A 25,149-nucleotide genomic window follows, 5' to 3' on the forward strand; every position below is an offset into this window, starting at 1 on the left:
CTTATGAATGAACTGCCTGTCGACAAGGGTACCCGGGTGAAGCTCCATTTTGCCCTGAAGTTCCCGGATGGCGAAGTGATTGACTCGACCTTTGAGAAAGAGCCGGCTTCCCTGGAAATCGGCGATGACAATTTGCCGGAAAACTTTGAAGCCTATCTGATGGGCATGAAGGCGGGGGAAAAGGACAGCTTCCAGGTGCCGCCCGAGAAAGCCTTTGGTCAGCACAACCCGAATAACGTCCAGACCTTCAAGCGCCACGAGTTCAGCCCTGATATGGTGCTGGAGCCCGGTGTGATGATCTCCTTCGCCGATGCGCGCCAGAGTGAGCTGCCGGGTGTTGTCAGCCGCGTAGAAGGTGACGAAGTGGAGGTGGATTTCAATCACCCCCTGGCAGGGCGTACACTGACATTTGAAGTAGAAATCATTGATGTGGAGCCGGTCGGCCCGGCCCACTAACCAGAGCAGCAGGTTGATATGCAGATCCGACTCGCCAATCCCCGAGGTTTTTGTGCCGGCGTGGACCGCGCCATTGAAATTGTAAACCGGGCGCTGGACGTGTTCGGAGCGCCCATCTACGTAAGGCACGAGGTGGTCCACAATAAATTTGTGGTGGATAACCTCCGCAACCGTGGCGCCATTTTCGTGGACGAGCTGGACGAGGTGCCAGACGACAAGCTGGTTATCTTCAGCGCCCATGGCGTCTCCCAGGCGGTGCAGAATGAAGCCGCCCGCCGTGGCCTGAAAGTGTTCGACGCCACCTGCCCGCTGGTCACCAAAGTCCACCTGGAAGTCATGCGCTACAGCCGCGATGGCCGGGAATGCGTACTGATCGGCCACCACGGCCACCCGGAAGTGGAAGGCACCATGGGACAGTACGACCACAGCAATGGTGGCGAGATTTACCTCGTGGAGAACGAGGACGATGTGGCCAACCTTGAAGTGAAAGACCCCGCAAAGCTGTCCTACGTGACCCAGACCACTCTGTCCATGGACGATACCGCCCGGGTCATCGACGCCCTCCGTGCAAAGTTCCCGGACATTCAGGGCCCGCGCAAGGACGATATCTGCTACGCCACCCAGAACCGCCAGGACGCCGTCAAGCAGCTGGCTGGCGACTGTGACCTGATGCTGGTGGTAGGTTCGCCGAACAGCTCCAACTCAAACCGCCTGCGTGAGCTGGCAGAGCGAATGGGCACGCCAGCCTATCTTATCGATGAGGCTTCCCAGATCGATGCCGCCTGGCTGGAAGGGAAGACTTCGGTTGGCGTTACCGCCGGCGCCTCGGCACCTGAAGTGCTGGTCAATGATGTGATTGCCCGCCTCAGGGATCTGGGTGGCAGCGTTCCGGAGGAGATTGCCGGGCGTGAGGAGAATATTGTGTTTTCTATGCCGCGTGAACTCAGAATCGATGCAGTAGATCTTAGCTGAACTCTCCAGCATCGATTCCGAGTTGGGACTGCTACCAGCAATTAGCTATCGCTGCCCCCCGATTGCCCTGCTCATCCAGCGTTAACGTGCCACAATCGTCATTGGCTTGCGCGGCGGTAGGTACTGCTTGAAGAGTGTACGTATCCCTAGTCGCGTTCCCAACGAAACTTATGTTGTAGAAGGCCGTTCCCTCCTGGGGTGATTGGGTAAAGGGAAGCGCAGGATTGGCACCAGCGTCCCGGTAATCGAATCCGTTCGAGTAACGTCGTTCCATCCACTGGCTCAGTTCCAGCAGGTCGGCTTGGGCCGTGGTGCGCCGGGTTTGCTCTACTTGGTTTTGATACAGTGGAAACGCGATGACTGCAATAATGCCGATAATCGCGACGACGATCACCAGCTCAATAAGTGTGAAACCTCGATTTGCGCTGGGTGAAATTGATCTGACATCCTGAATTCGTTGCATTAACAAGCCTCGTTCAATCGAAATAAAATCGTCAATCTCGGGACCGAATTGAGATGATGCGTAGCGTTTTCCCCTTGGCCTCAGGATCCACCTCAAAATAGATCTTTTGCCCTTCATCCAGCTCCTTAACCAATCTCTCTCTGGACCAGAACGCGCCGTTGAACCTCACTACAGCGGCGAGCTCAGCAAGCTGGTCGTCAATAACCACTGCTCGCCCATCTTCCGACACTCGGTTTACCACCCCGGCCAGTTCGCCGAGATTACTCTCGCCAGCGCCGACTACGACAGGGGTTTGAATCGTCCTCTCAGCAATGGAAGGCCCAGCGAAAAAGAGGGCGGCCAGAGTCATTGACAGCACCAATACGAATTTGCTGTGTTTGGATTCTGAATCACGCATAGCAATTACCTTTAAGTTAGATGGGCAGCTCCTAGCGGAGCTGCTCCCAGGTTTGCCTACCAATGTTGTTTTCCAAGGCCTTGCCACAGAGTGCTGTCTTGCAGGGATCACCGCTGTCGATCTTGTTGGGATCAGTGATGAATGCTTCTGTATCGCCCTCGGTTATAGTCCGGACCTCGGCGCCTTGGCCAATATTGATGCCGCTGGGAGCGTCGCCGCCGCCACCGCCGCCACCGCCGCCACCGCCGCCGCCGGAACCGCCGCCTGAACCACCGGAACCACCAGAGCCGACTAGATCTCCCGTAGTGAACTCGCCATCACTGTCGAGATCGAAGACTGGATCAGTCGGAGCCGCGCCGGAAATGAGATTAAGATCCATAATGAAGCCGGTCCGGCCACTCCCGCAAGGGTTTGAATCTGGTATCAAGGTGCTGAATCGAACCCGATCCGGGAAAATGCCGAACGGATAACTGGATCGACTGACTACTCGTTCACCCGTTTTCTGAGAGTTGTAGATTAGGTCGAGATACCAGCCTTGCTCGGATGTCAGCACGTTACTGGAGGTTTCCCGAACGATATAGCTGTTGTTGCCCGTTCCATCAGTACGAGCGACCTGCACACCGTTTTGGGAGGTAATGGTTTGTTCAAGTAAGTCGCCGCGATCAAGCCCAGACTGATTGAGATCGTCCCTGATTGCGTAGAGGCTCTGAATCTGGTCTGTTGTATCATCGCCGGTTTGTATAAAACTGCCCGTTCCGAAGGTAAGTATCAGTTCGTCAAGATCAGACGGGTTTACGGTCAGGCGAGGCGCTGAGGTAATAGGTTGAGGAGTTCCGGATTGATCAGTAGCTGTGAACAGCTTCGTAACCGACCAGGAACTGACTTGCTTCTCAACGAAGCTGAATCGCCAGATGTTACCTTTTAGGTCGCCGGCATACGCATACTGGGAAATGGCGCCGCCGTCGGGAAAGCTGGTCAGGACCGGTGCCGCAAGGCCGTTCGAATTGCCGCTCCCACCTACACCGGTCTCAAACTGCTTGAGAAGCGCTCCATCCGAAAGGCGAACGACGAATAGGCTGGCAGAATCATCAGTACCGTTGTAGCCATTGCCGAATACAGCCGCCCACTCGCCGTTGGGAAGGCGTGCTATTTCAGCATTACTGACGCCATACCCCAAGTCTGGATGACTGAATTCCCAAAGGACGCTATTTTCGGTTACAGCGGTTGGGTCCGTGATATCAATGGCGAAGACACTGCGTCCACCGGCACCCATAGTCCCTACCAAGATTGTTCTCCATTGGCTTGAGCCATTGATGTCAACGTAGGCATCGAGGGCCGTCGGCGTACCATCTACGAAGTAGCGGTGGTCGTAATCCGATTCGATAAGGGAGGAAATTTGTGCATGGGTTTTGCCGGGTCCCGGGCGTAGGAGCTCACCCGGCATGAACGCAAACAGCTCGTCACCGGTTTCACTGTCGAAAGCATGCAGCATGCCGTCGTTTGCAGCGACATACAGTGCTTTGGTTCGGCTTTGATAGTCTGTAGAGGAACGGAACGCCCCATAACTTGTACCCTCATTGCCAGGTAAGCGACGGAATCCATAGTTGGGGTTGCCGACGAAGAGCGGATTTGCGTTCACGATATCGCCGAGCAAGCGGCGGACCGTTGTGCCGGATTCGTTAGTGAAGCTGCGATCTCGGAAAGTCGGGTGAACGTTGGCGGCACCTCGAAGCCAGCTGATCCTGTCGCTGCCAAGGTTGTCTAGCTGGCCAGGGTTCTCTGGGTCTGCATTCAGCGCCGTGATCTGAGCTGCGGAAAGATCCTGAATGTCCTTGAGCGCAACTGCCTTACTGCCATTAAAAGTAAAGATGTTACGGTTGGCTGGCAGAGTCTGGCGCAACTGTTCTTCAGCATCCCAAATCTGGGATCCTGAATCGAAGTTGAAGCCGATTAAGGTGCCTGACCAATCCTCGCTGCGGAAGCCTGCGAAGAAGCCAGCGGAATCGGTTCTCAGTACCGCAGAGCTCACCGCAGCAGCGGATGATGAGGTTTCTGCTCGTGCGATTACCGTGTCAAGAAACCCGGAGATTTCTCGTGAAAACTCATCCGGATTCTGGGCGCTAGCGAATCCTCCACGTCCATTAACCGCTGCGTGGAGCAAATCATCAATGTTCTGTGAGCCTGCATCCGAAAAGGGTTGCGGCCAATTGATGGTGTTTCCATTGCTAATTGCAGCAAAGGCATCTGACTCGCTGACGGAGCCCTCGACACCCAACCCGATGGTGAAAGTCGTCATGTGCTGCCAAAACGCCTCATCAATCCCTGCCGTCGGCACCTTATCGTCCAGATCGGGGCGGAGGTCGTTTTTCCAGTACTCCATGGCAACGTCTGCCAGAGTGTTAGAGTGACCATCGCTGAATGGGGACACGGCTTTATAGTCGAAATCGCTCCCGGTGGGGTCTGGATTGGTATGGGAAGGCCCAGGTGTCCCGTCGGAGTTTCCGACAGAGGGGTTGCTTCCGTTCCAGATGCCGTCCGTCATCAAAATGGCGTAGCTCGGACGACATTCCACATGCGAGTTGGTGTCGTTGGTACCTGGTGTATTCCCCCAGGGGCCGGGGTTGTCTGTTCGCGAGTAGTATGTGCCAACATCTTTCAGAGCCGTCCGCAGCGGTGTTCCACCCGATACGTTCTTGGTTTGCAGCCAATCCAGGAATTGTTCCCGGCGGTTTGTGTTAAACGGCCGAACGCCACTGATGAGTGTGTCACCTGTAACTCCATCAATAGTGTTGTTGTTGGAGTTTATTGCACCGTATCCAACCCGGATATTCTCGGGGAGATCAAAGAAGGCCTCACTGATACCGGCACGTGATGCAAAGTATCGGAGCCGGTAATACGAAAACCAGTTTGCAAAGTTCTGTTGTTGTTCAGCGCTTTCGTTCGCCAGGAAAACCAGAGAGTAGCAACTGTTGTCCTTTGGGTTGGTATCGCACGAGGCGGATGAATTGAACTGGTAGTAAAAAGCGCCATTGCGAAAATCGAAACGTGATGTCTGGTACCTGTTGGCCAAGTCGATCGAACCGGATTGGGAGTACCCATTGACCCAGGCACTACTGAAGTTCGAATCCGGCCGTCGACCAGTTCCGTCCGGTTTGAATGGTGGGCGGTAGGTTATGTTCGGATCGTAATAGACGGTATTGACAGCGCTACTATAGTACCAATAATTCCGAATATTAATGGATCGGAAGTTGCCGTTTCCATCGCGGTAGGTAAACGGGCCATTGTTATCGATGTAAAGCCCCAAGTCGGAACCGACACTGTCAGGCATATATTCCCAGCCCATCGACCCAGAATCATCGAAGACGAAAACCAGGTTCGGATCCACGGATTCTTTGAGAAAAACCGGCGCGGAAGCAAGGTTCACATTGGCGACGGCGGCATTCATTGTCCCCGCGGACAGAGCAAAGGCCAGAGCGGCATGTCCAATCTTGCTCACGCGCCTGGAAAAACGAGGGCTGGTAATTTTCATAACATCTCCTCCTGTTGGGAGAAATAAATCAAAAAAGTGCCTATGGGTTCGCTCCCGCGCAACGGTCATTCTGGAGGCAGCAGCGCGGTTGACTGAAGAACTGTAATGGCTTCTGCACTGCCACCTTCAGCCCGGCTCGTAATCTGGAAGCGCTCAAAACACGGTTCCGTTGGATCGATAGAGCAAACATCCGCCAAACGTGCCTGGTGGTAAACTGGCTCGGAATTCACTTGAATGCCGACATTGCCATTGCCTGATGGGGCTGGGTTTGCACCATCCCAATCCCAGGCCGTTGTCAGCCTTGCGGTTACAGTCGCTGCCTGACGAGTTGCCAAGGTGTTCAGAATATCGGCCTCACCCTGTCTCAAGGCAGTTTCTGCGGCCTGAAAGGAAATTGATCCATCGTGGGCATTGCTCGCCATGCGCTCCTGCATGATCGAACCTTGCATACCGCCGACAGCCAGCAATGAGATCAGAAGCAGCATAACCAGTGCCACGATGAGCGTGGCTCCACGCTCACGATGAGATGGATGGTTCGCTTTGGGTGCACTGAAAAGGTTCTGGAAACTTGCCATCACATTCTCCCCCGGATCGCGGTTGTTCCGACGGACACCAGTCTCACTCGACGATCCCCGTTGTTAGCTTGCGCAACTTGGCTCCCAAGCATGTCGAAGTTCCGATTATTTGGTTCGTCCAGTACCTCATCCTGGCTCCGGGTCATTACCGAGAAACGCACACTCACGACCGTGTTCCAGTTGGCGATCTGGTCGGCAGGAAGGTAGTCGTCGGCTGCATTTGTTCCTGCGGTGTCGACGCCGTAGAGGATCTGCAGTGTTTCAACGCCTGAAACCATTTCTTGCGGTGCCTCAAGCGGCGTCAGTAGACGACGGAACAGCGCAGGCTCCCCGTTCGTGCCCTGACCTATGTAGTAAGCGGTTGAAGTGAACTCGTAAACTCGGGTTTGCGGGTCGTATGTTAGGTTGAAATTATTACCGTTATTGCCGGGATTTACGTTTCCACCTGCCATAACGATTGACTGGGAATTTTCGGCGTTGGCTTTTTGAAAAAGCTCTCCGGCCGCGCAGTCTCCGCGCGTCGCGAGCACCACCCTGTTGACCGGGACACCGGAGTTGTCGCTCAACCTGATGCTGTTGCCGATTTGTGGATTCGCGGGATTCACTGGTACGCCTATAGGGGCCATCGAATTGACAACGATGACATCCGAATTCGTCAACACAGAACCAGCAAGGTTGGCCGGCAAGTTTGCTCCTGCCGTACCTGATGCCCAGTTGCCCGCACCTGGTGTCGCCATCGCGCCAGCCAGAGTTACATTGTCGCCTGGTCCGGTATTATTGTACTCCCATCCTTGAAGAGCCTGAGCAAGCGGAACTGTCAGGCCGCCGTTGAGGCGGTTGTCAACAACCTGGTCCAGGGGCCTTCCCATCTCGGCCAGGCAGCCAAAACTACCCGCCGAACGAAGGTCCGGTGCCATGATGGCGGACACGAATCGTGTGCTTTCCTGGGCATGAGCCAGCCCCTGAGTCTGGCGATAGGTTTCATTTCCGCTCAGGTATATTTGGGTAACTCCGAGTGTCAGGATAAGGCCAAGGGCCGTTGCGATCAGAAGCTCAACCAAAGAAAGGCCCGATTGCGCCGAGACGAATAGCTGCCGAGTCTGGATTGATGATGAAGTGCTCAAATCTGGGTCCTCACTACAACAGGATTCATGTTCGCGTCGTTCTGGTCCCAATCAATGGTGACCGTGACAACGTTGCCGTTGACTGTAACCGCGCGAGTAGCTTCCGGCAGCAGGCAGGCCAGGCTGTTTTCCCAGGCAGCAATGTCATTGGCTGCTACCGTTGCGTTAGCGGGTACGAAGGACGTGGCACATCCACCATTGTTTGCCCCTTGTGCATCTCCCTGTGCCAGTGCGTAGTCATTCGGCGTGTCAGGATTAGCTCGAATACGGTCGAACAGATCTTCTGCCAACAGAACCGCCTGGCTCCTGCTCTGTGATTGGGTGTTCATCTGGAGAGAAACGACCTGTGTCGATGCCACGCCGAGAATGCCGATACCTAGAATGAGCACGGTAATCAGGATCTCGATCAAACCCAGTCCGCGTTGGCTAGTAATGCAAAATGGATGTTGTTGCCGTTTCAGCATCATCAGGGGTGTTACTGGGGTCACGGGCATACTCCATCTTCTATTTCAGTTCTTCCGACAGGGCTGATACGTAAGGTACGGAACGTTATGTCGCCGGAGGCGCACCCATTCGGGGCTACTGTGAAGGTCTGGGCATTTTGGGGAACTAAAAAGCCACGCCTGTCGAAGACCAGGTCGCCAGTTGTCTCTGTAAAGGTGAGGTCATCTGGGGCTTCGAAGCGGCGGATCTGATCGTTGGCACAGTCACCCCCCGCATCGCCGGCATGCACGCACCATCCCGTCTCAAGTCCGCCATCGGTACTAAATGTGACATTAGTGCCGCGTTTGATGGCTTCTGCTCGTGCAAGCTTTATCGATGAGGCAAGAAGGTTAGTACCCGTCATCAGCCTGTTGCTTTCAATCAAACGACCAAAGCCCGGAATCGCGACCGTTGCAATAATCACGAGGATGACCATCGTGATCAACAGTTCGATAAGCGTAAAACCCTCATCTTTCTTCAACATGCCATGTCCTGTCAGTGAGCTCCATTCTAGTTAACCAAAGGTGTTGGTTGTATTCACTACCCGCGCGACAAGCGGTTCAAGATCTGGAATAAATGGTCTTCTGCTGGCAGTTTCGTGATGGGGATCACGTTTTCAGGTGTTAACGGATTGCTCTGGCAGGCGTTCACGGATTCGGGCAAGCAACATTCGCGCCCCAGGGAAGACGAATTTCTCCGTCGCCGTCATCGTCATGGACCACGCGAATTCTGCCCCCGATATTCAGCGCTAGATAACTCATCTGAATTCCCCCATCGGCTTGTCGGGAGCAGGCAATCAAACTGCCCATAGTACCGTGGCTCATGGCATCCGCTGCTAGTTGAAAGTAGCCTCTTCCAGCCGTCCGGGAATATACGTTGGAGTGCCCATTGTGTAGCTTGAAGATATGGTGAACGTGGTCATTGTCGGGCCGCTTGTCGTTGTTGCGATCCGGGAAAACGGCGACTGGTAATGTCCAATCATCGGTGCATCTGCGCTTTTGCGATAGGGGGCATATAGTCGTCAACGTTTTGCTATGAACGGCATGGGATCGAGCCATGGCGAACATGCGCTGAATGTCTTGAGTAAGATCCCTATGGCGATTTGAGACCAGCAATTGTGTCCAGGAAGTGTGGGCAAGGCCTGCCAGGAGGGCAACCAGAGTTAGGGTGACGATTAGCTCCACCAGAGTAAATCCCCTGGTTTTGATATAGATCTGCATGTTTTGACTTCCGTGTCGGTTTGCGAGGCGCTTTTCACTTCCTGTGAAAAGCAGGATGTTACCTTCGTGAACGTAGGCTTTATTGAGTTAAGGTCCAATCGAGGCCTGTGAAATACTATTTATTCCATACCGAGTTTTTTAAGTCGATAACGAAGCGCCCTGAAACTAATCCCGAGCCTTTTCGCGGCTGCTGTCTTATTCCACCGAGTCGCCTCTAGCGCCTTCTCGATAGCCTGTCGCTCAATTTTTTCCAGATACCCTTCCAGATCGATTTCTCCATCAGGCACAGCAATGCTCTCTCCCACGCCAGCCTGGCCTTCGGCAATAATCTGGGTTGCGGAGGCCGCATGCTGTACTCCATTCCCAAGATGAAGATCATCCGCGTCTATCTGGTCAGCGTCACATAAGGTAAAAGCTCGTTCCAATACATTCTCCAGTTCTCGAACGTTGCCAGGGAAGTCATAGCCGCTCAGCCGCTCGACTGCCGCTGGCGTTAACGAGGCAGGGTCGCACTCATACTCTTTCGCGATCCGTTCAAGAATATGGTTCGAGAGCAGCGGAATATCATCCGGACGCTCTCTCAGGGGTGGGACTGCGAGTTCGATCACGTTAATCCGGTAGAAAAGATCCTGGCGAAAACTGCCCTCCTGAACCAGTTCCGGCAGGTTCTTGTGGGTGGCGCTCAATACCCGGATGTCTACAGGCACTTCCTTGGTATCGCCAACCGGTCGCACGGCTTTTTCCTGTATGGCGCGGAGCAGTTTCACCTGCATGGCCAGGGGCAGGTCTGCCACTTCATCAAGGAATAGGGTGCCGCCGTTGGCAGAGCGGAACAGGCCGTCTTTGTTCTCCACGGCCCCGGTAAAGCTGCCTTTCTTGTGGCCGAAGAATTCGCTTTCCATCAGTTCCGAGGGAATCGCACCGCAGTTAACAGCGATGAATGGTCCTTCGCGGCGGGGACCCTGCAGATGGATCATTCTGGCTACCAATTCCTTGCCGCTGCCAGACTCGCCACTGATAAACACGGGGGCTTGGCTTCGGGCCAGTTTTCGGGTCTGGTTTCGGAGTTTGCGAATCTCCGGCGACTTACCCAGTAGCAGGCCTGGCTCGTCGACTGTATCTTCCGCGTCCGGCTTGGGCTCAGCGAGTTTGAGGGCGCTATTGACCAGTTCCCTTAGTCGGGGTAGCTCCACCGGTTTGGACACGAAATCAAAAGCCCCGGCTTTAAGCGATTCAATCGCGGTGTCCATATTGCCGTAGGCTGTAATCACGGCGACCGGCGTGGCGGGCGAATGTTTCTGAATCCACTGCACGAGTTCGATGCCGTTCCCGTCTGGCAGGTTCATGTCGGTCAGGCAGAGGTGGGTGGTGTTCTGTTTCAGCAATTTCCGGGCGCTGGTGAGGTCGGGTGCCGTGAGGGTTGTTATGCCCATCCGGGTGAGGGTGATCTCAAGCAACTCCCGGATGTCCGGTTCATCATCAACGATCAGCGCTGTGTATGTGGTCATCTTGTGTCGTCGGTTCCATGTCGTTGTTCAAGCGCCCGATATCCGCCTGCGCCGGTTCAGATCATCCGCCCCGGATGAGCAAATGTAATGCGAAAACAGCAGCCGGGTTTGTTATCTTCTACCAGCGAAAGATGGGCCTGATTAGCCTCGCACAGTTCCCGTGCCAGATAAAGCCCGAGCCCAGTTCCGGTCTTGTCTGTGGTAAAAAAGGGTTCGAACACAGAGTTTCTGTGCTCGGGTGCAATGCCTGGCCCCTGGTCACGGACATCGATATAGGCCCGCTCGCCATCTTCGGTTGCACCGGCATGAATGCCGATCTTTCGCTGTCCCGAGTGTTGTTCACTGTAGCGTAAACCGTTGTCGCAAAGATTCACCATCACCTGTTCAATCTGGCTTCTGTCGAATCGGGCCGGTGGCAGTTGCGGATCGATTTTCAGAACGATGTTGGCTGTGGTGCAGTCATCGTCCTGCGTTTGCAGGAAGTCTTCCCGAAATTCCTGAAGCCAGGGAGCCACTTCGATCAGGTCCGCATTGGCGGCCCGGCGCCTGGAAAGATCAAGAACGTTTTCGATAATTCCATTCACCCGTCGGGAGTGGCGTCGGATGATCTCCAGCATCTGGCGGTCGCCGGGTTCGAGGTTGGGGGATTCTTCCATCAGTTGGGCCGCGTGACTGATTGCGCCTAGCGGATTGCGGATTTCATGGGCGATGCCGGCCGTCAGTCGGCCCAGCGATGCCAGTTTCATCTGCTGGGCCTGTTGGGTGACTTTGCTCATGTCCTCAATAAACACAAGAATCTGGTCGCCCCGCTCCTGGTCCAGCTGGGTGAAATTGGCCTGCAGCAACGGCGAGGTCGGTGAGGGCTGAAACGGCTCAATTCGCAGTGTAGGGTCCTTGAGCCATGCATCCAGACCCTGCTTGAGGGGTTTGGGTAACACGTTTGCGCGCTGGTTAATCGGTACCGAGGTTTTGGGTGCGCCGTATAAAAGCTCTTCGGCGGCGGCGTTGGCAACGCGGATCTGGCCGAAACGGTCCAGTACGAGTATGCCGGTACGCATGCGCTGGATAATCTGCTGATTGATCTGCTCCAATTCGGCAATGCTGCGAGCCCGGCTACTAGCCAGAGCCTCGCTGCGCATCATTCGCCGAGAGATGCTTTGCAGGACGAAAGCTGCCGCAAAATAAAGTATGCCCAGTGAGCCGGCCCGGACGATATCGTCGGCGGACTCACCCAGCGCCAGCACGGCCCATCCGGATATGCCCAGGGAACAGATTGCAGCCAGAGCCGCGTAGAAGGTTCCCATGCGACTCGGGGTAAGGATGTTGCCCGCCGCGACAGACACAATAACCAGGTTGGCCAGCCCGTTGGTAATGCCTGTACTGGCAAGCAGCAGGCCGTGCATGATGAGAATGTCCAGCAGGATCGAAAGCGTTATATGGCGCTGGCTGGGGTGAAAGCCGGCCACCAGAAGCAGGGCAATGAAGGCGTTCAGGCCCAGGTAAGCGGAGACGCCCGCCTGGTAGTAATCCAGCAGCCGGAACCGCATGTCGAAATTAACGGGATCCACAAATAACAGTGCCACCAGCATCAGGCTCACCACCAGTCGGTAGTGGTTGTAGATCCTGAACAGCTTTGCCTGTTGCATACCGGACGGTGTCGAAGGGGCCTGGCCGAGCGCTTCGGCCGATCGTACTGGTGTATCTGCTGCCATGATTTACAGGAATCCGCTGTTGGTCGGAAGAAATCCACGCCTATGCCGGGTTATAATAGCCTTTTCATGGCAATGAGTTACAGGAGCCGATTTATGTCCGTGTCCGGAAACCAGGCAGCAACCGGGGTGTCTGCCAGAAAACTGCGGGTGGTGATGGCCCAGCTGGATTTTCTGGTAGGAGATATTCCTGGCAATACCGAGCTGGTTTTGGACGCAGCCCGCCGGGCATCGTCCGAGCATCAGGCGGACGTGGTGGTGTTCCCTGAGCTTTGCCTGACCGGCTATCCGCCTGAAGATTTGCTCTTGAGGCCCAGCATGGAAGTTCGCGTAAACGAGGCGCTGGAAAAGCTGCAGGCGGAAAAACTGGATCCGGTGATCGTTATCGGTGCTCCCCTTCGTCATGGCGCGCTCCTGTATAACGCGGCGGTGGTCATCGACGGCGGTGAAATTACTGGTCGGTATTTCAAGCGGTTCCCGCCCAACTATCAGGTCTTCGACGAGAAGCGTTACTTTGCCGAGGGCCGGGATGTCCTGACTCTGGATATCCGGGGCGTTCCGGTGGGAATTACCGTGTGTGAGGATCTCTGGAAGGAAGGGCCGGTGGAAGACTGCGCCGCTGCAGGCGCCCGTCTGATCCTGAACCTCAATGCCTCGCCCTATGATATCGATAAACAGGCCCGTCGGAAGGCGTTGCTTGAGCGGAAGTCCCGGGAGAATCTGGTCAGTATCGTGTACGTGAACCTGGTGGGTGGTCAGGACGAGCTGGTTTTTGATGGGGGTTCCATGGTGTTCGACCATTCCGGAGTGCTGACTGCAGAGGCCCCGCAGTTTGGTGAGGGGTTGTACCCGGTCGACTTTCTGTGCGAGCACCATTGTCAGCCGGTATCCCAGCCGTTGCCGGGAGAGCCTACGCTGGAGGCCAATGTCTACAGCGCGTTGGTGACCGGTGTTCGGGATTACGTCAACAAGAACGGATTCAAATCGGTGGTTCTGGGGCTTTCAGGCGGTATCGACTCGGCCGTGACTCTGGCGGTTGCCGTCGATGCACTGGGCAAGGATCGGGTACGCGCGGTGATGATGCCGTTTCGCTACACCTCCAGCATGAGCCTTGAGGATGCTGAAGCTGAGGCTGTGGCTCTCGGTGTTCAGTACGATGTGTTCTCCATTGAGCCCATGTACGACGCCTTCATGGAAACCCTGGCCGCGCCTTTCGAGGGCACCACGCCGGACACAACCGAGGAAAACCTGCAGGCGCGTCTCCGTGGTGTTCTGCTCATGTCCCTGTCCAACAAGTTCGGTTCACTGGTGCTGACCACCGGGAACAAGAGTGAGATGGCGGTGGGCTATTCAACGCTTTATGGCGATATGGCTGGCGGCTTTGATGTGCTCAAGGATGTGCCCAAAACCCTGGTATTCCGTCTGGCCAAATACCGCAACATGCTTTCGGAGGGAGAAGTGATCCCCGAGCGTGTGATTACCCGGCCGCCGTCGGCAGAACTGGCGCCGGACCAGAAAGATGAAGACAGCCTGCCCGGCTACGATGTGCTGGATCAGATACTGAATCTGTATGTAGAGCGGGATTTCAGTGCCGATGCGATCGTTGCGGAGGGTTTTGAGCGGGTCGACGTCGAGCGGGTAATCCGCCTGGTGGATATTAACGAGTACAAACGTCGACAGGCGCCGATTGGCGTGCGAATTACCGAGAGAGGGTTTGGCAAGGACCGGCGCTATCCGATTACCAACGGCTGGAAGAGTGGCAAATAGTTGAAGTATTCGGGGTCAGATGAACTTTTCATCTGACCCCAATTTCAGCTGTTTGAGCCCTTACTCGTCGCCCATCAAACCGAAGGTAACAACGTTCGTCAGTGAGCGGTTTTCTCCCTTCAGCAGATCCACCTCAAACTCACCGTTGTCATTGAATGCATCGCTTTCCGGGAAATTGGTGCGGAGCATGGCGACTGCGTCCTGTGAACCTTTTTTCAGATCCAGGAAGCGAAAGGTTTCTGCCAGGATAACCAGGGCCTCTTCAGTAACCGTTGCGGTCGGATAATTCTCGATGATGTATCGTGCCCGGTTGTTGGCCGCCACATAGGCTTGGCGTTTGACGTAATAGCGGGCCGCGTATAGTTCCAGCTCGGCCATGCGATTGCGCACCGCGATCATCCGCTGGCGGGCATCCGCGACGTATTGACTGTCCGGATAGCGGTTCAGAAGTTCAGAAAAGTCACGGAAAGACTGCAACTGCTCGCCAGGATCGCGCGCCGCTACATCAATCGGGAAGTAGCGCGCGGCAAGCCCGATGTCCAGATTATAGGAGGCGAGGCCGCGCATATAGAGTGCATAGTCCGCGTGGTCGCTTTGCGGGTTAAGGCGCAAAAAACGGTCGGCGGCAGCACGGGAACCTTCAAGGTCCAGGTTCTGATAGCGGGCATAAATCAGGTCGAGCTGGGCCTGTTCCGCATAGCGCCCAAAGGGGTAGTAGGTTTCCAGGGCATCCAGGTTCTCCTCTGCTTCGTTGAAATTCCCAGAGGTCATGGCCTGGCGGGCATTCTCATAGTAGGTCTTCTCCGGAAGTACTTCCTCCTGCTTGTTGGAGGCGCAGGCACTGACCAGAACAACCAGTGTGGAAAGTAGCAGCAAACGAAGACCTGATCTCATTCCGGAATCCCGTATAATGTCGATTAATTCAAGGGCAGTCATTGTAGCGGGGAAGTGGCTCCATGTGCAGAGCAATGCCTCGCTGTTTCCAATAATCTGACCGAAACGTAACACACACAGGCCCTGGGGGCTTAATGTCATCTGAAAAACGAATCATCGCCAACTTTGTTGTGCCGCCGGAACTGAGTGATCGGCGCCTTGACCAGGCCGCGGCAGAACTGATGCCCGAACACTCCCGTTCCCGCCTGCAGTCCTGGATCAAAAGCGGCGCGTTGACGGTGAATGGTGAGACGCGAAAGCCTCGGGACAAAGTGATGCTGGATGATCGACTGGCGCTGGATGCGGAGCCGGAAGCCCAGGTGAGCTGGCAGGCCGAGGAAATCTCCCTCGATATTGTCTATGAGGATGAACACTTGCTGGTCATCAACAAGCCCGCGGGCCTGGTGGTGCACCCGGCTGCCGGCCATGCCGATGGAACCCTGGTCAATGCTCTTTTGAACTACGCCCCGGAAGTCGAGAATTTACCGAGGGCGGGCATCGTGCACCGCCTCGACAAAGACACCTCCGGCATCATGGTCGTTGCTCGCAGCCTGATTGCGCACACGTCCCTGGTCGATCAGCTGCAAACCCGAACCATGGGCCGCGAGTATGAGGCCGTCGTGGTTGGCACCCTCACCGGCGGTGCAACCGTTGATGCGCCCATTGGCCGGCATCCGCGGGAGCGCAAGAAAATGGCGGTGGTAGCCTCCGGCAAACCTGCAGTCACCCATTATCGTCTGGTGGAGCGTTTTGCCGCCCACACCCATGTTCGCTGCAAACTGGAAAGCGGCCGAACACATCAGATCCGGGTTCATATGGCTCATGTAAAACACCCACTGGTCGGAGACCCCCTTTACGGAGGCCGGCTCAGGCTGCCCAAGGGAACCACCGAAGAGCTTCGAGAGGCCCTCTCGGCGTTCAACCGCCAGGCCCTCCATGCTCGGCAGCTCACCCTTGAGCATCCGGAAACCGGTGAAATCCTGAGCTGGGAGGTGCCCCTGCCTGAGGATATGGTTGCGTTGATAGAAGCCCTGCGCAAACACGCCCGGGAGCTGGAAACCCGTGACTATTGAAGATAACGCCCTGAAACCGGACTGGTCCGCGCCCCATAGGGTACGGGCCATCAGCACAACTCGCGTCGGCGGTGTCAGCGTTCGCCACTGGAACAGTCTTAACCTCGGTAGTCACGTCGAAGACAACCCAAAACACGTCCAAGAGAATCGGCGAAGACTCGCCGAGTCGACAGGACTGGATAGCGCCCGGATTGGTTGGCTCAACCAGGTGCACGGCACCGAGGTTGTTGAACTGAACGCGAATAACGTCGGACAAACCGTCAAAGCTGACGCCAGCTTTACCCGCGATCCGGGCATCGCCTGCGCCATCCTCACCGCTGACTGCCTGCCCGTTATCCTTGCTGATACCGAAGGAACTGTCGTCGGCGCCGCCCACTGCGGCTGGCGAAGCCTGTGTGGCGGCGTTATCGAGAATCTCGTGAGCGAGATGGCCGTTGCGCCCGAAACCCTGCAAGCCTGGCTCGGCCCGGCCATTGGCCCAGAACGTTTCGAGGTCGGCCCGGAAGTGCGTGACGCCTTTATCAAGCACGATCCGGAAGCCGCCCACGCCTTCAAAGCGGAAGACGCTCGGCCGGGGCATTTCATGGCAGATATCTATGCCCTCGCCACCTTACGGTTAAACCATCTCGGCGTTTACAGGGTTACTGGCGGTGGCCTGTGTACCGTTCAGGATCCAGATCGGTTTTTTTCGTACCGCAGGGATGGTCAAACCGGGCGGATGGCCACGCTGGTCTGGCTAACAAGTTAAATTTCCAGCTTGAATTGGCGGATCAAGGCGGTTACAGAAAAGTCCGGTGGCTGGTGCGAGGTTGCTTTCCAGAACTGTCTGCAGCATGGATGCTGCAGCCAAGCCTACATGGATGTATTCACGGCGTGTTCTGGAAAGCAACCTCGCGCCAGCCTTGCACCCAGCACCAAACTCAAACCTGACGGCCGTCAATTTTCTGACGAATACACCGAAGCTCCGCTTGAAGTCGCTCTACTTGCCCCTACATTAACTGTCAAAGCAATCGAATATCCGCCACCCACGGCACCATGGTATTCGCAGAAATTTGGGGAAAGTACACATGAGAATCGACAAGCTGACCAGCAAGTTGCAGACCGCCCTCGCGGACGCACAATCCATCGCGGTCGGAAGAGATCACAACTTCATTGAGCCGGTGCACCTGATGCAGGCGCTGCTTGATCAGGAAGGCAGCGCCATCAAGCCACTGCTCAAACAGGCCGGCGCAGAACCCGGTCGCATTCGCCAGGCGATCGCCCGGGAAATCGAGAACCTGCCGGAAGTGCAGGGATCCGCCGGCGACGTCTCCATGTCCAATGACATGGGGCGCCTGTTCAACATTGCCGATAAACTCGCCCAGAAGCGCAAGGACCAGTACATCTCCAGCGAGCTAATGCTGCTGGCCGCCCTGGAAGACCGGGGCACACTCGGTCGAGTGCTCCGGGAGCAGGGCGTTGATAAAGCTGCCCTGGAAAAAGCTATCGACGACGTTCGCGGTGGTGAAGCCGTCAACGATGCCAGCGCCGAAGAAAACCGTCAGGCCCTGTCCAAATACACTATCGACCTAACCGAGCGAGCCGAGGCCGGCAAGCTGGACCCGGTAATCGGCCGCGATGATGAAATTCGCCGCACCATTCAGGTATTGCAGCGCCGCCGGAAGAACAACCCGGTCCTCATTGGTGAGCCCGGCGTTGGTAAAACCGCCATCGTCGAGGGGTTGGCCCAGCGCATCGTCAACGGCGAGGTGCCCGATGGCCTCAAGGACAAGAAAGTCCTGTCACTCGACATGGGCGCCCTGATTGCCGGAGCCAAATTCCGGGGCGAGTTTGAAGAGCGCCTGAAAGCGGTTCTGAACGAGCTGTCCAAGCAGGAAGGCCAGATCATCCTGTTCATCGACGAGATTCACACCATGGTCGGTGCCGGTAAGGCCGAAGGCTCCATGGACGCCGGCAACATGCTCAAGCCGGCGCTAGCTCGCGGCGAACTGCACTGCGTGGGCGCGACTACCCTCGATGAATACCGTGAAAACATCGAGAAAGACGCCGCCCTTGAGCGTCGTTTCCAGAAAGTGCTGGTCAGCGAGCCCAGCGAAGAAGATACAATTGCTATCCTGCGCGGCCTGAAAGAGCGTTACGAGGTGCACCATGGGGTTGAGGTGACAGACGGCGCCATCATCGCCGCAGCCAAGCTGTCTCATCGTTACATTGCCGACCGGCAGTTGCCGGACAAGGCCATTGATCTGGTAGACGAGGCCGCTTCCCAGATCCGTATGGAAATGGACTCCAAGCCTGAACCCCTGGATCGGTTGGAGCGGCGCCTGATTCAGCTGAAAATTGAACGGGAGGCTCTGAAGAAAGAGACCGACCCGGCCTCGAAAAAGCGCCTGTCCGAGTTGTCGGACGTGATTACCGGTGTCGAGCGTGAGTACGCGGATCTGGAAGAAGTCTGGAATACCGAAAAGGCTGCGTTGCATGGTTCCCAGAAGATCAAGAGCCGCCTGGAACAGGCCCGGATTGATCTGGAGAACGCCCGTCGCGCCGGCGACCTTGGCAAGATGTCCGAGCTCCAGTACGGACAGATCCCCGAGCTGGAGCGCCAGCTGGATATGGCCAGCCAGGCCGAGATGATGGAGATGAAGCTGCTCCGGAACCGGGTAACCGACGAGGAAATCGCCGAGATCGTCTCCAAGTGGACCGGCATCCCGGTGTCCAAGATGCTCGAAGGTGAGCGCGATAAGCTGATGCGCATGGAAGAGGCGCTTCATGGTCGGGTTATCGGCCAGGATGAGGCGGTTGAAGCTGTTTCCAACGCGGTGCGTCGTTCCCGGGCCGGATTGTCCGACCCCAATCGCCCCAACGGTTCGTTCCTGTTTCTCGGCCCGACCGGTGTGGGTAAGACCGAGCTGTGTAAGGCCCTGGCGTCCTTCCTGTTCGATACCGAGGAAGCCATGGTTCGCATCGATATGTCCGAGTTTATGGAGAAACATTCCGTCGCTCGTCTGATCGGTGCGCCTCCGGGCTATGTCGGCTACGAAGAGGGTGGCTACCTGACCGAAGCAGTTCGCCGTCGGCCGTATTCAGTATTGCTGCTGGATGAGGTGGAAAAAGCCCATCCGGATGTGTTCAACATCCTTCTGCAGGTATTGGAGGATGGCCGTCTGACCGACGGGCAGGGCAGGACAGTCGACTTCCGGAACACGGTCATTGTCATGACCTCAAACCTCGGCTCGGACATCATCCAGCAGAAAGCGGGCGAGGAGAACTATGAGGCTATGAAGAATGCCGTCATGGAAGTCGTCAGCACCCATTTTCGCCCCGAGTTCATCAACCGGGTGGATGAAGTGGTGGTGTTCCACCCGCTGGCGGAGAGCCAGATCCAGGGTATTGCCCGGATTCAGATCGAATCGCTAAGCAAGCGCCTGAAAGAACAGGATATGAAGCTTGAGCTGGATGATGCGGCGATGGAATTACTGGCGGAAGTCGGATATGACCCGGTCTACGGTGCGCGGCCTTTGAAGCGGGCTATTCAGCGAATGATCGAAAATCCGCTGGCTCAGCGGCTTCTGCAGGGAGAGTTTGTGCCTGGGGATGTCATTAAGGGGACGGTGGAGAACCACCACCTGGTGTTCGCCAAGGCGTAATAAAGAAAAGGGGGGCAGATGAAACATCATCTGCCCCCTTTTTCATTTGATCGTGTTATTCATTCTTCTGCCGGACCGCAGTTCTCTTCGGCGATTCGCTCGAATTCAGCCCGTTTCTCGGCAATTTCCTCTGGGCTAAGGTAGCGTTGTTCTCCGTTTTCTTCGATCCGGATACGGGCGTTGGTGTCAATCACTTCCAAATTTGAGCGAGCGGCTTCGCAGTTCGCCTCCCGCTGTTTTCTGCGCGCTTCCTCAGCTGCCGTTTCCTTGCGCTGCTCCGCCTCATCCGCTTGCTGTTCCTGCATATTCTGCAGTCGCTCCTGAGGGCTCTTTCGATTGCCGGATGCGTCGGTAGAGGTTCCGGAGCGAACATTGACACGTTCGGCCTTTGAGCCCGTAGGCTGCCGGTCTCCGAAGTGGGTAACCCCGTTTTCATCGGTCCATTTATAGACGGAGGCGCTCATGGCGACACCTGGTACAACGGCCAGTAATAAGGTCAGCGTCAGGATTTTTCTGTTCATGGCTCTACTCGCGTATGTTCACTGCTCCCGGGCAGGCAGACAACCTGAATAAACCGGGCCCGTTTTTTCTCAGCTTATTATTGCCTATCATGCCATCGGTGTTGCGGATTTTCTTCTGTCTGGTTCAAATCTTTGTGTCGGATTTGTGTCAAGTATGGCAGACCTTCGGCCAGTATAGGCACAGAAACCTGCAGCGGCTATTGACAGGGAGTTTCGCGCTGTCAGAATTACCGATTGCCTGAAGACTGGGGTCAATACGGCAGGCAATCCCGAGCGAGTATCCCCCATCAATTACCACACTGAACGCGCCGCGCATCCGTCGCGGGATGGTTGTTGCTTACGTGCAACCCGTTGATTGGCCGTTCTCCGCAACCCTCAGGAGGGCGGCTGGCCAGGAGACAACCTCTTAACAAGGTGTGGAGGAGCAGCCGGTTCCGCTTTCAAAAGAAGCATGGACACCGTGAATCCAGGCAACCGGGACCTGTCCCGGCTCATTCACTCGTAGAAGAGGGTAGAAAATCGTGGAGTTATTGTCTGGCGCCGATATGCTGATCCGGTCCCTTCAAGATGAAGGTATCGAATACATATACGGCTATCCGGGTGGTGCAGCCCTTCATATTTATGATGCGCTGTTCAGGCAGGACAAAGTCAAGCACATTCTGGTAAGGCACGAGCAGGCGGCGGTCCATATGGCCGACGGCTATGCCCGAGCGACCGGAAAACCAGGTACCGTACTGGTGACCTCGGGTCCTGGAGCCACCAACACGATCACCGGCATTGCCACCGCATTCATGGATTCCATCCCCATGGTGGTTCTGTGCGGTCAGGTTGCGTCCACTCTCATCGGCGAGGACGCGTTCCAGGAAACCGATATGATGGGTGTTTCCCGTCCGGTGGTTAAGCACAACCTCAGTGTCCGTCATCCCGAGGAAATTCCGGAGATCATCCGCAAGGCGTATTATATTGCCGCGACCGGCCGCCCTGGTCCGGTTGTTGTGGATATTCCCAAGGATATGACCTCGCCGAACGAGCGGTACGAGTATGCTTACCCGAAGAAGGTCAAGCTTCGTTCCTACAACCCCGCTATTCGCGGCCACGCTGGTCAGATAAAGAAAGCGGTCGACATGATGCTGGCCGCCAAGCGACCGGTTATTTATGCCGGTGGCGGCGTTATTCTCGGCAAGGCATCGGATCAGTTGACGGAGCTTGTCCGGATGCTGGGCTATCCAATCACCAATACCATTATGGGCATTGGTTGTTACCCGGCCAGCGATAAGCAACATCTCGGTTGGCTCGGCATGCACGGCACCTACGAAGCGAATATGGCCATGCACCACTCGGATCTGATTCTCTGTGTCGGGGCTCGCTTCGACGATCGAGTCACCAATGCCACCGAGAAGTTCTGTCCGGGTGCTCGCATTATCCACATCGACATAGATCCGGCATCGATTTCCAAGACGGTGGATGCGGACGTGCCGATCGTGGGCCCGGTAGATGCCGTGCTCAAGGAAATGCTGGCCCTGGTCAAGGAAGCGAAGGAAAAGCCCGACGCGGACGCAATCGCCTCCTGGTGGAAGCAGATTGACGAATGGCGGGCATTCCACGGCATGCGCTATGAGACCAGTCCGGATGTGATCAAGCCCCAGGAAGTGATTGAAATGCTGTGTCGCTTGACTAACGGCGAAGCCTTCGTGACTTCCGATGTTGGTCAGCACCAGATGTTTGCGGCCCAGTACTACAAGTTCGACAAGCCCAACCGCTGGATCAATTCCGGGGGTCTCGGCACCATGGGCTTCGGTTTACCGGCGGCTATGGGTGTCAAGCTGACCCATCCGGACGATGAAGTGCTGTGCATTACCGGTGAAGGCAGTATCCAGATGAACATCCAGGAACTGTCCACCTGCAAGCAGTACAATCTGCCTGTGAAGATCATCAATCTGAACAATCAGGCGCTGGGTATGGTCAAGCAGTGGCAGGACATGAACTACGAGTCCCGTCATGCCGAGTCCTACATGGAATCGCTGCCCGACTTCATCAAGCTGGCGGAGGCCTATGGGCACAAGGGTGTCCGGATTGAGAAGAAAGAAGATCTGGAAACCAGGCTGAAAGAAGTGCTGGCCATGAAAGACGACCTGGTATTCGTGGATATTCTCGTGGACCGCTTTGAGCATGTCTATCCGATGCAGGTTGCCCGGGGTTCCATGAAGGATATGTGGCTTAGCAAGACGGAGAGGGTCTGATCATGCGTCGAATCATTTCTGTTTTGCTTGAAAACGAGCCCGGTGCCCTGTCACGGGTTGTTGGTCTGTTTTCCCAGCGTAACTACAACATCGAAACACTCACCGTGGCGCCAACCGAGGACGAGACCTTGTCCCGTCTTACCGTTACCACCACGGGTTCGGACAAGGTGATCGAGCAGATCACCAAGCAACTGAACAAGCTGATTGAAGTCGTCAAGCTGGTGGATCTGACAGAAGGTGCCCACATTGAGCGTGAGCTGATGCTGGTAAAGCTGAAGGCCACCGGTTCCCAGCGTGCCGAGATCAAGCGTACGGTGGACATTTTCCGCGGCCAGATCGTGGATGTGACCAGCTCCGTCTACACGGTTCAGTTGGCCGGGGACAGCGAGAAGCTGGACGGCTTTATTCAGGCCGTTGGCACGTCGGGCGTGCTGGAAGTGGTGCGCAGCGGTGTATCCGGTATTGCCCGGGGCGAGAAGGTGCTCAGCCTTTAACGACTTCAAACAGGGTTTGAACATTGTGGCCCTCCGGGGCCATCACAAATAACAGAGGTTTCTCATGCAGGTTTATTACGATAAGGATTGCGATCTTTCCATCATCCAGGGCAAGAAAGTTGCCATCATCGGTTTCGGCTCCCAGGGCCACGCTCACGCGTGCAACCTGAAAGAATCCGGCGTCGACGTAACCGTGGGTCTGCGCCCGGGTTCTTCTTCCATTGCCAAGGCGGAAGCCTACGGCCTGAAGACCAGCGACGTGCCCTCTGCCGTTGCTGCCGCCGACGTGGTCATGGTTCTGACTCCGGACGAGTACCAGGCTCAGCTGTACAAGGCGGAAATCGAGCCGAATCTGCAGCAGGGCGCTACCCTGGCGTTTGCGCACGGTTTTGCCATCCACTATAACCAGATCGTTCCGCGCAAGGATCTGGATGTCATCATGATTGCCCCGAAGGCACCGGGCCACACAGTGCGCACCGAATTCGCCAACGGCGGTGGTATTCCTGACCTGATCGCCATCTTCCAGGACTCCTCCGGCAACGCCAAGAACCTGGCGCTGTCCTACGCCAGCGGTATTGGTGGCGGTCGTACCGGCATCATTGAGACCACGTTCAAGGATGAGACCGAAACCGATCTGTTTGGTGAGCAGGCCGTTCTTTGCGGTGGTACCGTAGAGCTGGTTAAAGCGGCGTTCGAAACGCTTGTGGAAGGCGGTTACGAGCCGGAAATGGCTTACTTCGAGTGTCTGCACGAGCTGAAGCTGATCGTGGACCTGATGTACGAAGGCGGTATCGCCAACATGAACTACTCCATCTCCAACAATGCGGAGTATGGCGAGTACGTGACTGGCCCGGAAATCATCAACGAGCAGTCCCGCGAAGCCATGCGCAACGCACTCAAGCGTATCCAGACCGGCGAGTATGCCAAGATGTTCATCTCTGAAGGTGCCCTGAACTATCCGTCCATGACGGCGCGTCGTCGCCAGAACGCGGAACACCAGATCGAAGTCGTGGGTGAGAAGCTGCGCGGTATGATGCCGTGGATCTCCGCGAACAAGATCGTGGATAAGGACAAAAACTAAGCGGAATTCCGCCTGGTTTTGAAAAACGCGGCCCGGGTGGCCGCGTTTTTCGTATATACTCCGCCCAAACGCTTTCCGGAGTAATGGGAATGACTGAAGAAAGAAAAACCGCCGACGGCAAGCAAAACCCGGACTATGAGGTAGAGGCCGGGGAAGTGGTTGAAGAAGAGCTGGTGGAAGGTGCGCCGGTTCGCCGCAAGGGTATCTACCTGCTCCCCAATGCGCTTACAACGGCTTCGCTGTTTTCAGGTTTCTACGCCATAGTTTCTGCCGCAAACGGCGTGTTTGATAATGCCGCGATCGCCATTTTTGTCTCCATGATCCTGGATGGTCTTGATGGCCGGGTTGCCCGGATGACCAATACCCAGAGCAAATTCGGTGAAGAATACGACAGCCTTGCCGACATGGTGGCTTTTGGTGTGGCCCCCGGACTTGTCGCTTTTTTCTGGTCGCTGAACGCCTTCGATAAGGTCGGTTGGGCCGTTACGTTCATATACGTGGCTGGCGCTGCACTTCGTCTGGCCCGCTTCAACACCCAGATCGGTTCGGTCGACAAGAAATTCTTTGTTGGTTTGCCCAGCCCGGCTGCGGCAGCGTGCGTTGCTGGCCTGGTCTGGTGCTTCCATCTCTTTGAACCCGCTGCCTGGCTTACGTTGCTGACAATGGTGGTGGTTGCAGGTACGGGCGTGCTGATGGTCAGCAACATCCTTTATCGCAGTTTCAAGGATCTGGATCTGCGTGGTCGGGTGCCTTTTGCTGCTATTCTGCTTGTGGTCCTGGTGTTTGTAGTGATCGCGCTGGATCCGGCCACCGTACTCTTTACCGGATTTCTGATATACGCGTTGTCCGGCCCTGTTCGTGCGCTGTTCCGTGGCAAGCCCCGGAAAGCTTCAGGCGCCGCTGACTGAGCTCTCGCTTCCCGGGCCTCCTCAGCGAGGTCCGGGAATTTCCACCGCAGTC

At 56.0% G+C, this 25,149-nt stretch carries 22 protein-coding genes; 10 read left to right on the plus strand and 12 right to left on the minus strand.

All coding sequences use genetic code 11. From position 1 onward, the window contains the following. Positions 1 to 3: 3 nt before the first annotated feature. Together fkpB and ispH are read left to right on the plus strand one after the other, a co-directional pair. Positions 4 to 456: an FKBP-type peptidyl-prolyl cis-trans isomerase gene (gene fkpB / locus ACO06L_RS18540; RefSeq protein WP_064230213.1), complete on the plus strand. Its 453-nt coding sequence runs from the start codon at positions 4 to 6 to the stop codon at positions 454 to 456. A gap of 18 nt (positions 457 to 474) precedes the next feature. After that, positions 475 to 1,428 carry a 4-hydroxy-3-methylbut-2-enyl diphosphate reductase gene (gene ispH, locus ACO06L_RS18545; RefSeq protein WP_064230212.1) on the plus strand — a complete coding sequence of 318 codons (954 nt, stop codon included), beginning with the start codon at positions 475 to 477 and terminating at the stop codon, positions 1,426 to 1,428. 31 nt (positions 1,429 to 1,459) lie between these two features. Here the strand turns inward: ispH and ACO06L_RS18550 are convergent, their stop codons facing one another. From ACO06L_RS18550 to ACO06L_RS18595, 10 genes are all read right to left on the minus strand, one after another. Continuing rightward, positions 1,460 to 1,891 carry a type IV pilin protein gene (locus ACO06L_RS18550; RefSeq protein ID WP_064230211.1) on the minus strand — a complete coding sequence of 144 codons (432 nt, stop codon included), beginning with the start codon at positions 1,889 to 1,891 and terminating at the stop codon, positions 1,460 to 1,462. Between the two features lie 31 nt (positions 1,892 to 1,922). Further along, the gene (locus ACO06L_RS18555; RefSeq protein ID WP_202348056.1) at positions 1,923 to 2,288 is read right to left on the minus strand and encodes a hypothetical protein; all 366 of its coding nucleotides are present in this window, start codon (positions 2,286 to 2,288) and stop codon (positions 1,923 to 1,925) included. Positions 2,289 to 2,319: 31 nt separating this feature from the next. Then, positions 2,320 to 5,817: a pilus assembly protein gene (locus ACO06L_RS18560; protein ID WP_202348055.1), complete on the minus strand. Its 3,498-nt coding sequence runs from the start codon at positions 5,815 to 5,817 to the stop codon at positions 2,320 to 2,322. Positions 5,818 to 5,882: 65 nt separating this feature from the next. Continuing rightward, complete coding sequence (locus ACO06L_RS18565; RefSeq protein ID WP_064226920.1) at positions 5,883 to 6,392, minus strand: pilus assembly PilX family protein; 510 nt, start codon at positions 6,390 to 6,392, stop codon at positions 5,883 to 5,885. Then, entirely contained in the window at positions 6,392 to 7,516 is a 1,125-nt protein-coding gene (locus ACO06L_RS18570) for a PilW family protein (RefSeq protein WP_202348053.1), read from the minus strand. Before ACO06L_RS18570 ends, ACO06L_RS18565 begins: the two co-directional genes overlap by 1 nt. Then, entirely contained in the window at positions 7,513 to 8,004 is a 492-nt protein-coding gene (pilV, locus tag ACO06L_RS18575) for a type IV pilus modification protein PilV (RefSeq protein WP_192875803.1), read from the minus strand. The genes ACO06L_RS18570 and pilV overlap by 4 nt, the downstream gene beginning before the upstream one ends. Beyond that, a complete protein-coding gene (locus ACO06L_RS18580; RefSeq protein WP_082905125.1) occupies positions 8,001 to 8,483 on the minus strand; it encodes a GspH/FimT family pseudopilin in 483 nt (160 codons plus the stop codon). Before ACO06L_RS18580 ends, pilV begins: the two co-directional genes overlap by 4 nt. Before the next feature lie 163 nt (positions 8,484 to 8,646). Continuing rightward, complete coding sequence (locus ACO06L_RS18585) at positions 8,647 to 9,219, minus strand: GspH/FimT family pseudopilin (protein WP_202348052.1); 573 nt, start codon at positions 9,217 to 9,219, stop codon at positions 8,647 to 8,649. 119 nt (positions 9,220 to 9,338) lie between these two features. Continuing rightward, positions 9,339 to 10,727: a sigma-54-dependent transcriptional regulator gene (locus tag ACO06L_RS18590; RefSeq protein WP_202348051.1), complete on the minus strand. Its 1,389-nt coding sequence runs from the start codon at positions 10,725 to 10,727 to the stop codon at positions 9,339 to 9,341. A gap of 56 nt (positions 10,728 to 10,783) precedes the next feature. Then, entirely contained in the window at positions 10,784 to 12,439 is a 1,656-nt protein-coding gene (locus tag ACO06L_RS18595; RefSeq protein WP_064226924.1) for a sensor histidine kinase, read from the minus strand. Between the two features lie 93 nt (positions 12,440 to 12,532). Between ACO06L_RS18595 and ACO06L_RS18600 the strand changes: the two genes are divergently transcribed. Continuing rightward, positions 12,533 to 14,203, plus strand: a complete 1,671-nt coding sequence (locus tag ACO06L_RS18600) for an NAD+ synthase (RefSeq protein WP_202348050.1) — start codon at positions 12,533 to 12,535, stop codon at positions 14,201 to 14,203. A gap of 60 nt (positions 14,204 to 14,263) precedes the next feature. Here the strand turns inward: ACO06L_RS18600 and ACO06L_RS18605 are convergent, their stop codons facing one another. Continuing rightward, entirely contained in the window at positions 14,264 to 15,097 is an 834-nt protein-coding gene (locus ACO06L_RS18605) for an outer membrane protein assembly factor BamD (protein WP_064226926.1), read from the minus strand. A gap of 134 nt (positions 15,098 to 15,231) precedes the next feature. Here ACO06L_RS18605 and rluD point away from each other — a divergent pair, with 134 nt between their 5' ends. The 3 genes from rluD to clpB all read left to right on the plus strand — a co-directional run bounded on the left by rluD (position 15,232) and on the right by clpB (position 19,853). Beyond that, on the plus strand, positions 15,232 to 16,209 hold the full coding sequence (gene rluD / locus ACO06L_RS18610; protein ID WP_202348049.1) for a 23S rRNA pseudouridine(1911/1915/1917) synthase RluD: 978 nt from the start codon (positions 15,232 to 15,234) through the stop codon (positions 16,207 to 16,209). After that, positions 16,199 to 16,957 (plus strand): peptidoglycan editing factor PgeF, encoded by a 759-nt coding sequence (pgeF, locus tag ACO06L_RS18615; protein ID WP_202348048.1) that lies wholly within the window; start codon positions 16,199 to 16,201, stop codon positions 16,955 to 16,957. Before rluD ends, pgeF begins: the two co-directional genes overlap by 11 nt. A gap of 319 nt (positions 16,958 to 17,276) precedes the next feature. Then, on the plus strand, positions 17,277 to 19,853 hold the full coding sequence (clpB, locus tag ACO06L_RS18620; RefSeq protein WP_202348047.1) for an ATP-dependent chaperone ClpB: 2,577 nt from the start codon (positions 17,277 to 17,279) through the stop codon (positions 19,851 to 19,853). A gap of 59 nt (positions 19,854 to 19,912) precedes the next feature. On the opposite strand, the gene ACO06L_RS18625 is transcribed toward clpB, so the two are convergent. Next, on the minus strand, positions 19,913 to 20,374 hold the full coding sequence (locus ACO06L_RS18625; protein WP_202348046.1) for a DUF4124 domain-containing protein: 462 nt from the start codon (positions 20,372 to 20,374) through the stop codon (positions 19,913 to 19,915). Between the two features lie 521 nt (positions 20,375 to 20,895). On the opposite strand from ACO06L_RS18625, the gene ACO06L_RS18630 reads away from it, so the two are divergent. The 4 genes from ACO06L_RS18630 (at position 20,896) to pssA (ending at position 25,097) form a co-directional block, all read left to right on the plus strand. Continuing rightward, complete coding sequence (locus ACO06L_RS18630) at positions 20,896 to 22,614, plus strand: acetolactate synthase 3 large subunit (RefSeq protein WP_202348045.1); 1,719 nt, start codon at positions 20,896 to 20,898, stop codon at positions 22,612 to 22,614. Between the two features lie 2 nt (positions 22,615 to 22,616). After that, positions 22,617 to 23,108: an acetolactate synthase small subunit gene (ilvN, locus tag ACO06L_RS18635; RefSeq protein ID WP_008170692.1), complete on the plus strand. Its 492-nt coding sequence runs from the start codon at positions 22,617 to 22,619 to the stop codon at positions 23,106 to 23,108. A gap of 64 nt (positions 23,109 to 23,172) precedes the next feature. Then, entirely contained in the window at positions 23,173 to 24,189 is a 1,017-nt protein-coding gene (ilvC, locus tag ACO06L_RS18640) for a ketol-acid reductoisomerase (protein WP_202348044.1), read from the plus strand. 89 nt (positions 24,190 to 24,278) lie between these two features. Continuing rightward, entirely contained in the window at positions 24,279 to 25,097 is an 819-nt protein-coding gene (gene pssA / locus ACO06L_RS18645; RefSeq protein WP_153637182.1) for a CDP-diacylglycerol--serine O-phosphatidyltransferase, read from the plus strand. Positions 25,098 to 25,149: the final 52 nt, after the last annotated feature.

It is taken from the genome of Marinobacter sp. (assembly GCF_965229985.1).
Lineage (GTDB): Bacteria > Pseudomonadota > Gammaproteobacteria > Pseudomonadales > Oleiphilaceae > Marinobacter.